The 7609-nt window shown below is 35.4% G+C and carries 3 protein-coding genes and 3 pseudogenes; 3 read left to right on the top strand and 3 right to left on the bottom strand.

The features are described from left to right. Positions 1-558, top strand: a pseudogene (locus EWV60_RS08085) (transposase family protein); the annotation flags it as partial. A gap of 472 nt (positions 559-1030) precedes the next feature. Here EWV60_RS08085 and EWV60_RS08080 read toward each other — a convergent pair. Next, on the bottom strand, positions 1031-4306 hold the full coding sequence (locus EWV60_RS08080; RefSeq protein ID WP_287231798.1) for a type 2 lanthipeptide synthetase LanM family protein: 3276 nt from the start codon (positions 4304-4306) through the stop codon (positions 1031-1033). 30 nt (positions 4307-4336) lie between these two features. Here EWV60_RS08080 and EWV60_RS23160 point away from each other — a divergent pair. Next, a pseudogene (locus EWV60_RS23160) lies at positions 4337-4516 on the top strand (hypothetical protein). On the opposite strand, the gene EWV60_RS08075 reads toward EWV60_RS23160, so the two are convergent. Both EWV60_RS08075 and EWV60_RS08070 read right to left on the bottom strand, forming a co-directional pair. Then, entirely contained in the window at positions 4513-4977 is a 465-nt protein-coding gene (locus tag EWV60_RS08075; protein WP_004162166.1) for a hypothetical protein, read from the bottom strand. The pseudogene EWV60_RS23160 and the gene EWV60_RS08075 sit on opposite strands and share 4 nt — an antisense overlap. A 38-nt stretch (positions 4978-5015) precedes the next feature. Further along, on the bottom strand, positions 5016-5807 hold the full coding sequence (locus EWV60_RS08070; protein WP_287231795.1) for a 2OG-Fe(II) oxygenase: 792 nt from the start codon (positions 5805-5807) through the stop codon (positions 5016-5018). A 689-nt stretch (positions 5808-6496) separates the two neighbouring features. Between EWV60_RS08070 and EWV60_RS08065 the strand changes: the two are divergent. Continuing rightward, a pseudogene (locus tag EWV60_RS08065) lies at positions 6497-7603 on the top strand (ISL3 family transposase). The last annotated feature ends 6 nt before the right edge of the window (positions 7604-7609 follow it).

The raw sequence follows: 7609 nt of genomic DNA, 5'->3' as shown, positions 1-7609 counted from the left end.
CTGGGAACTATCAGAATCAACTATATGTCGGATTGTAAATAAGACGGAAAAAATGCTTTTACAATCGGGAAACTTCCGTTTAAAAGGAAAAAAAGCTTTACTCAATCAAGCAGAGATACCGGTCGTAACGGTAATGGATGTAACGGAAACTCCCATTGAACGCCCCCAAAAGAAACAGAAAGATTTTTTTTCGGGTAAAAGAGGTTATCATACTTTAAAATCCCAATTAGTAGCTGATCAAAATACCGAGGAAATTATCTGTGTCTTTTGTGGGAAAGGTAGAGGTCATGATTTTAGTTTATTTAAAAAAAGTCGAGTAGTTATACACCGAAAAAGAAATCGAAAAATAGAAAATTAACAGAGTTAGAAAAAGAGTATAACAAGGCTTTAGCCAAAGAAAGGATTATCATTGAACATATAAATAGGAAACTCAAAATCTTTAAAATCTTATCCTGTAAATATCGGAATCGTCGTCGAAGATATAGTTTAAGAGTTAACTTGTTGGCGGCTATTTATAACTGTGAGTTAGGGATAGGGATAGGTATAGCAGCTTCTTAAAAGTTGCCTAAAGATTAATCAAGTCAAGGAGAATTTATTCTCAATTATAAAAATTGAGATAGTTTGTGCCGCTTAAATAAAGAGGTTTTGATAACCAAATTAAAGCATATCTAAAGAGTTTTGAGTTAAAAGTTAAACTTCAAGTTTTCATTCAGGACAAATGTACTGGTTAACTAATTTTTTTGGGAAAATTAGTTGGCCCATCATTATAACATATAATTAATTTGCAAGAGTTCTAATTTTACATGACAAGTTCGGAAGAGCCTCTATTCAATCTGAAAAATGGCGTTCTGGGGTTGTCATGTTCTTGAATGTAAAGTTTTGTTACGAAATTCAACATTTCTGAGTTAATCCTTGTTCAAAATTGTTTGCTTATTCTGAAAACCTTATACGTCAAGTTCGGTATTTGTGATTGCATCACAAGTCCCAAAGATGCTAAATATTGCAGCTTACTTATCCCATAGTCAGTGCTTTATCTCCACAACAAAATAACAGGAAATTGCTCAGGATAAGCCAGACGTAACAATTGATAAATAATTCCAGAAATCCCTTGAAAGAAACCAGGATGATAAGCAATCGATGAAACATTGCCAAAAAGTTGATACCCTTGGTTTTGTTGTGCCAATTGTACAATATAAGTTGCCTTTTGGCGAGCGATTTCTATCAATTGAGGACGATTAAGAATCTGTCCAGCCGTTAGTGATAGCTCAATTCTGCCAAAGTTACCACAACAAAGATTGTCAACGCTTTTTTGTTGATAATTTTGGTTGTTTCCTAAGGCAATTTCTACTTCATCTAAGATCAGGGGAGCGGAATCTATTTTAATCGTCCCTAATCGCCCTAAACCAATTCCCGTTGCGCCATGGCACCACATTACTTTAAAATTAGGAGGATTACTTAAAAAATTAGGCCAGTTCTGATTTTTTTGGCAAAAAACAGCTCTTTCATAATCTTTCCCTTCTTTGGCTATCCTAAAATATTTTTTGTCTCCAGTTATTTCATATAATTGGTCTAAGGCATAAGCAATTCCAGCAGCACCGTGAGAAAATCCTGTAAGTGGATGCTCAGTAATTGTTTTCCAAGCTTTTAGACCACTTTGAGTAGTTATTCGCCGCTCAATCAATATATTGCCGTAATAACGAGCTTTATCTAAGAGCTTCGTTTGCTGAGTTTCCCGATAAAGACTTAATAATCCCAAAATTGCCCCCGCTTCTCCCCCAATAATGTCTAATTTTCCTTCTCCTGTGATTACATTTAATAATTCCGCCACTCTTGTGGCTTCTTCTAGCCAAGTTTGATCCTCTAAAAATTGACTAATTTTGACTAAAGCATAAATAATAGAACTGATTCCTGTTGCACCACCGATTCCCATTTGTTGAGCTATTTTAATTTTTAAAGCAGAATTAGAATGATTCAACCAGTTTTTTAAAGGTTGTAGTGCTTGTAAAGCCAAGTGCCGATCAGTCTCATTTTTAGTGATAGAAAATAATGCGCTGAGAGATAAAGCAATTCCACAATTTCCCTCATAAAGTGCATAACCAAGAGGCTGGTATTGAAGTTTATTACTATGATTAGCATCAGTTAAACCAAACCAATGAGCTTGATTTTGCTGATCAATAATCGCTCGTTCATGGATTCCTTCAGCCAGTTTTTGTGCTACGCCAAGAAATTGATTAGAGGTAAAAGTAACTATTTCTGAAGGAGATTTAATAGGTTCAGGATATGAATAGCTATTTTTCGGAAATCTGGTTGCAAAACTCCCCTGAATTATGATAATTTGCTGTTTTAAATCTAGATCATTAAGCTTTTGTAATCGTTCCCTAAATCCCTGATAGCCGGGGGTAAGATAATTGCTCAAAGGAGACTTAAAACCGATGCTTAAATCGCCACTATTGGCGACTGTGGAAAAGTAAGGAATATCTAAATCCTCGATTGAGGCGATTTCTGCTTTTAAAATTTCCCAAGGGGCAGTTTTTTCTTCTCCATTGAGAAAAGTACGACTTAATATATCTAGCTCAATGCTACGATCTACCCCATTTTGCAACAATTGAGGAGTAAGAGTTTTTTGTAATAGATGTGTATAAACATAAGTCGCACGAAAAATAAATCTGACTGGCTGAGAAGCAAGAAGTGTTTGTAATTCGATATGGTTAAATAATTCTTGGCGATTTTTCTCTAAAAATTTATACATTTTTGTAAATCCGTCAATGATATCAGATTGATAATCTTGAGGGTTAACAATTTTTCCTTGAAAAACGGGAAGGTTTTTTTGCTCTTTTAAATTTCCTCTTTCCTGAAGGATATAAACTTCATCAGTATTAATAAATTTCCAGCGAAGTGAGAGATAGGGAGCTTTTTGATTTTCAATACTTCCTAAGCCACTGATATCATAAGCAATCCTGTTATCTGCGCTAAAATCCCAACGGGGTAATAAACCTGTTCGTAAGACACAATCCCATAACTGGCGATCACTGTTTAGTATCTCTTGAGGAGAGCCAGAAATCGCCTTTGCCTCAGGGTGCATCAGGGTTTCGAGATCGATCAAAACTAAATGTTCACCATGAGCAATCAAATTCTCATAATGACAGTCATTTGCTCCTAATACATATAATAAGCATAGCAACATTCCCGCTCGCTCATAAAAACGTCGCACCGCCGCCTCATCTGCACAAGGTTTGGCTTCTACATAGTCCAATCCCCAGCCATAGGTTTGACAATCATAGTTTTTCAGGGTTTTGAAGGGGAGTAAAACCCCTTTTTGATTACACCAAGTCAACAATTGCTGATAAGCTATTTCTAACCCAATATTTTTGGGTTTATAAATAATTTTTTTTCCTGATTTTAAGGTTAAAATTAAAACAGAACGTCCCCGATGATGAAAATCCGACACTGAATGGGTGATCTGTTGTACCTGATCTTGATCCTGAAAGAATACGGAATGATCCTTTTGCAGACGTTGAATAAATTCTGACGTTGCTTCAATCCAAAAAGTGACTATTTTTTCTACTAAACGAGCTAGAACAGGATATTTTTGCCATAAGCTCAACAAGCCTCCTTTTAGAGATGATTCAATAAAAGCTTGATAGTTAATTTTTTCTAGTTTTTTTGACGATATTTCCGCTAATAAATTCAACTTTTCTAACAGTAAATTTAAGCCATTAAAAATCGCAGGACGAAATAGACAAAACTCCTCGTATAAGACTTGTTCACCAACATTAACTAATCTTTGTAGTAATAGTCTTTCTAAACTTTGATAAGCTTCAATAGAGATAAGATTAAAGGGAAATTCTGTTAAAGAGAGATCGGAAATTAACAAACGTTTACAGAGTTGACGACGCGCTAATAAAATAGTAGGAAACCAAATTTCTTCAAAAGGTAGAGGAGCATTAATATCTGTTGGAAATCTAGGAAAATAAGCAGCAATTGATGTTATTTGAAAATTAGAACTGGTTTCTATTAAATCTTTTAAATTTTTTATCCAATCAGGAAGAATAAAATTAGCGATAACTTTTTCATTTCCTAACAAGGGTTGAATTTTTTCTAAGTCCAAATTATCCCATTGTAGGCGTTTTTGAAATTTATTTTCATTTTTATCAGCGATTAATTGACTCCAGTGTTTTAACCTTTGGTCAATTATTCTCCTTTCATTTTCTGTTGTCAAAAAATTGGTTGTTAGACTGGTTAAACGTTCTGATAAAGAACTGGCTTTTAAGCTAATCTCAGCTAAGATATCAGGCGAAACGTTCATGGTTAATAAGATGGCTCTTTGGTTTGTGTTATGCAATGGACGGGGGTTATAAGGGGTGGAACTCTTATAGAGAAAGGCCTTTAGCGATTTTTGTCAATTGTTTTTTATCTAGAGCGAACTAATCAATTAAGTCTCTTGCCAGATAAGGATTTAGTCGATTCACGCCCCCCAATCGAACCATACCAAGTAATGAAGAACCATAAAGATTAATTGATATTGCTGATTTTATGCTCAAAAACCAAGCTAAAACCTCGAATTTTACCGTCAGAAGTATGGAATTGTTGTAAGGTGCGAATTCGTGTAGTTGGACTGACTAAGTTAATCGTTTCTGTGGTTAATGCAAGTCCTGATGTCTGGTGATAAACTTGAATAATAATAAGATTTAAGTCTAATTCATAGACTAACATCCTAAACTCGGAATAAGGCGGATCTGGACTAGATAATAATAACTGATTATTCCCCATCACTTTACCAAAAAAATGAATGATTTCTCGACGACCATCACTATAACTGTGTTCGTTAGTTTGTACCCATTGATTATCAACAATTTTGTGGCTGATTAGACTGGTAAACTTATATTTCTCTTGTCCTTGAGGATCTAAAGCTTGCCAATTGCCTCGCCAAATACCTACTAATTTAGGTAATACTTTAAATTGGTTTAACTGACTCATGATTTTTGTTGAGAAACTTAATTATCTTGATTGATTTTTCATGCCCAGTAATAAATCGTTTGCTCGTCATGAGATAATCCTAAAAATCCGCCAATAGAATAACGAATTTGGCTACCTTTGACTTCAGAAACAGCGTGCCAAATACAAGCTCCATGGAAGACAATTAAATCCCCCACACCAGGATTATAGCGTCTTTGTAAAGAATTTTCTAAATCCAATTCTTCTTTGTTAACTGTTAATTCTTCCGGTAAATCATCATATAAAACTAACTCACCTCCGGATTCAGGAGGGGAAATGACTAAGTAGTAGCTTAAACAGTCTTTTAGTTTCACAATTTCATGTAACCCTTCAAAGCCATCTAGTCCAATAAACTCATTGCCTTTGTGTAATCTTATCCCTCCAGTATTGGGATAAGTAAATCGAACTTGAGCCGAAGAATAATAATCATTTTTCTGGTGAGCAACCGTAACTTTTCGTCCGCCTGAAAGTTGGGAAAAAACGCTTTCAATAGTTTCTTCATAATCCCGGGGAAAAATCTTTTTCAGTGCTTGTCTAACCAAGGCAGCATCTCGAAAATATTTAGTTGTATCACTACCATTTTCCGTGAGAATAGCTCCCAGTAACTTGCCATACCTTTGTGTTGACAATAAATTACTCAACTCCGCTTGGGTTTTTGTTAAGGTTTCCTTAACCTTTTGCATCTCTGCTGGCGAAAATACTTGTTTAATCCAAAAACCATCAATTTCGCCTCGATAAATCTGATTGATGCCATCAGAGTAATTCCCTAAATTATTAAGGTCAACGGTAATCCATTGTTGTTGTGGTTTCATGTTTGGAATGTTTTCCTTTCTATGTCTAAGTAGGTTAGGTGTTAAAAACTCTCAGATATCCCTGGTTATTGGGACTCTCTTTATTAAGAGCGGCAGGGGGGATCGAACTTAAAATCCATCTTTCAGTTTAACTATAACCAGCTACTTAGTAAAGTGTAAGCGTTCAGGGGGAGGTTGTCAAGCAGCCAAGCACATAGCACTTTTGTTACAAAATGTAACCAACAATTTCGAGAATTTTGGGGTTCTTCGTTACTTATTATGGTTCGATAGGGGGTTTAATTGATTAGTTCGCTCTAGATTGAAAACAGTTGACAAAAATCACAGCAACGTCTGTCTCTATAAGGGTTTCATTCCTTATAAACCCGTCCATTGCATAAGACAAACCGAAGAACCAATTTTGGTAACTGCCAAGGTAAAGAAAAAAGAATGAACTTTATGCGGGTTGCCTACCCACGATTCAGGCATATTTGAGGAGAATTTGCCATCTTAATTGTTAAGCAAAAATCGACCAAATGTGAAGATTTCGTAACTATTCTGATCGACTGGTATCACCTGAAATGCCCATGCGGGTCACAAAATTGGGGCTCTTCTAGGTTCTGTGTGAGCATGGTATAATAGTAACACAAAACAGGAGGTGGGTTATGTGGATAAATTTTGATTAACTCCTCGATTTACCAAATGTAACAGTAATCAATTATCAAAAAATTGCTCAGACAATTTTCCTGAAGCTCGCTCTTTTAAATGAAACAATTGAATGTCCGAATTGCCATCAAATCTTGGACAGAATCAATCAGACAGAGTACAATCTAGTCAGAGATTTATCAATATTAGGCAATCCGGTATATTTAGAAGTGCCACGCCGCCAGTTTCATTGTCAAAAGTGCCAAAAGTATATCAGCGAAAGACTGAGTTTTATGAGATTAAGACAGCCTCAGACAATTCGCTATGAATCGATGATTTATGAGAGAGTAAAAAATTGTAGCATCGAAGAAATAAGTCGAGAAGAAGGGTTAGGATGGGAAGAAGTTGAGTTAATATTTAATAACTGTGCTAAAGAACTAGAAAAGGAAGAGTGGGAAGCACCAGAACGAATAAGCTTAGATGAGTTTAGTAACTTAAAAGGACATAAAGATTTCATAACAACGGTCGTAGATCTGGACAAGAAAATTTTACTAGATGTGATTAAAGGACATAAGCAGGAAGAATTAATGGAAGCCTTAAAAGCACAGCCAGACGCAGTTCGGGAGAAGGTGAAAGAAGTGAGCGTCGATATGTGGTCAGGATTTACGGCAGTGATCAAGGAATTATTTCCCAATGCTAAAATCATCTATGACCGTTTTCATGTAATGGCTATCATCAATGACGAGCTTAATAACTTGAGAAAGTTAATGGGGGTGCATGAAAAAGGATTACCTCATTTATTATGGAAGAATAAAGAGGACTTAAAGGACGAGCAAAAACAACAACTAGAAGTTATCTTAAAAGAACATCCCTGCTTAGGAATAGCCTGGGAAATGAAAGAAGAAATTAGACAAATTTATCAAAGTAGTAGAACGTTCAGAGGTGCTGAGAGAAAATTGGAAAAATAGATAAGAATAGGCGGGATATTATATCAAAGTAGTGCCAGCATGATCCAGAAGCATTTGCCTGGTATTTTTAATTACTTTGAAAATCAGACAACCGACGGATTAATTGAGGGAATGAATACCAAAATAAAGCTTATTAAAAGAATGAGTTATGGATTTACCAATTTTGAACATCTTCGACTTAAGCTGTTTGCTTGCTTTAATTCATAACAAAAA

The organism is Microcystis sp. Msp_OC_L_20101000_S702 (assembly GCF_007095705.1).
Lineage (GTDB): Bacteria > Cyanobacteriota > Cyanobacteriia > Cyanobacteriales > Microcystaceae > Microcystis > Microcystis ichthyoblabe_A.
The sequence above is the reverse complement of the archived record's forward strand: the minus strand, read 5'-3'. Positions and strand labels throughout refer to the sequence as shown.

Excerpts from the sequence above, each read along its gene's own strand:
- EWV60_RS08080 (WP_287231798.1), bottom strand. The coding sequence starts at position 4,306 with ATGAACGTTTCGCCTGATATCTTAGCTGAGATTAGCTTAAAAGCCAGT.
- EWV60_RS08075 (WP_004162166.1), bottom strand. The coding sequence starts at position 4,977 with ATGAGTCAGTTAAACCAATTTAAAGTATTACCTAAATTAGTAGGTATT.
- EWV60_RS08070 (WP_287231795.1), bottom strand. The coding sequence starts at position 5,807 with ATGAAACCACAACAACAATGGATTACCGTTGACCTTAATAATTTAGGG.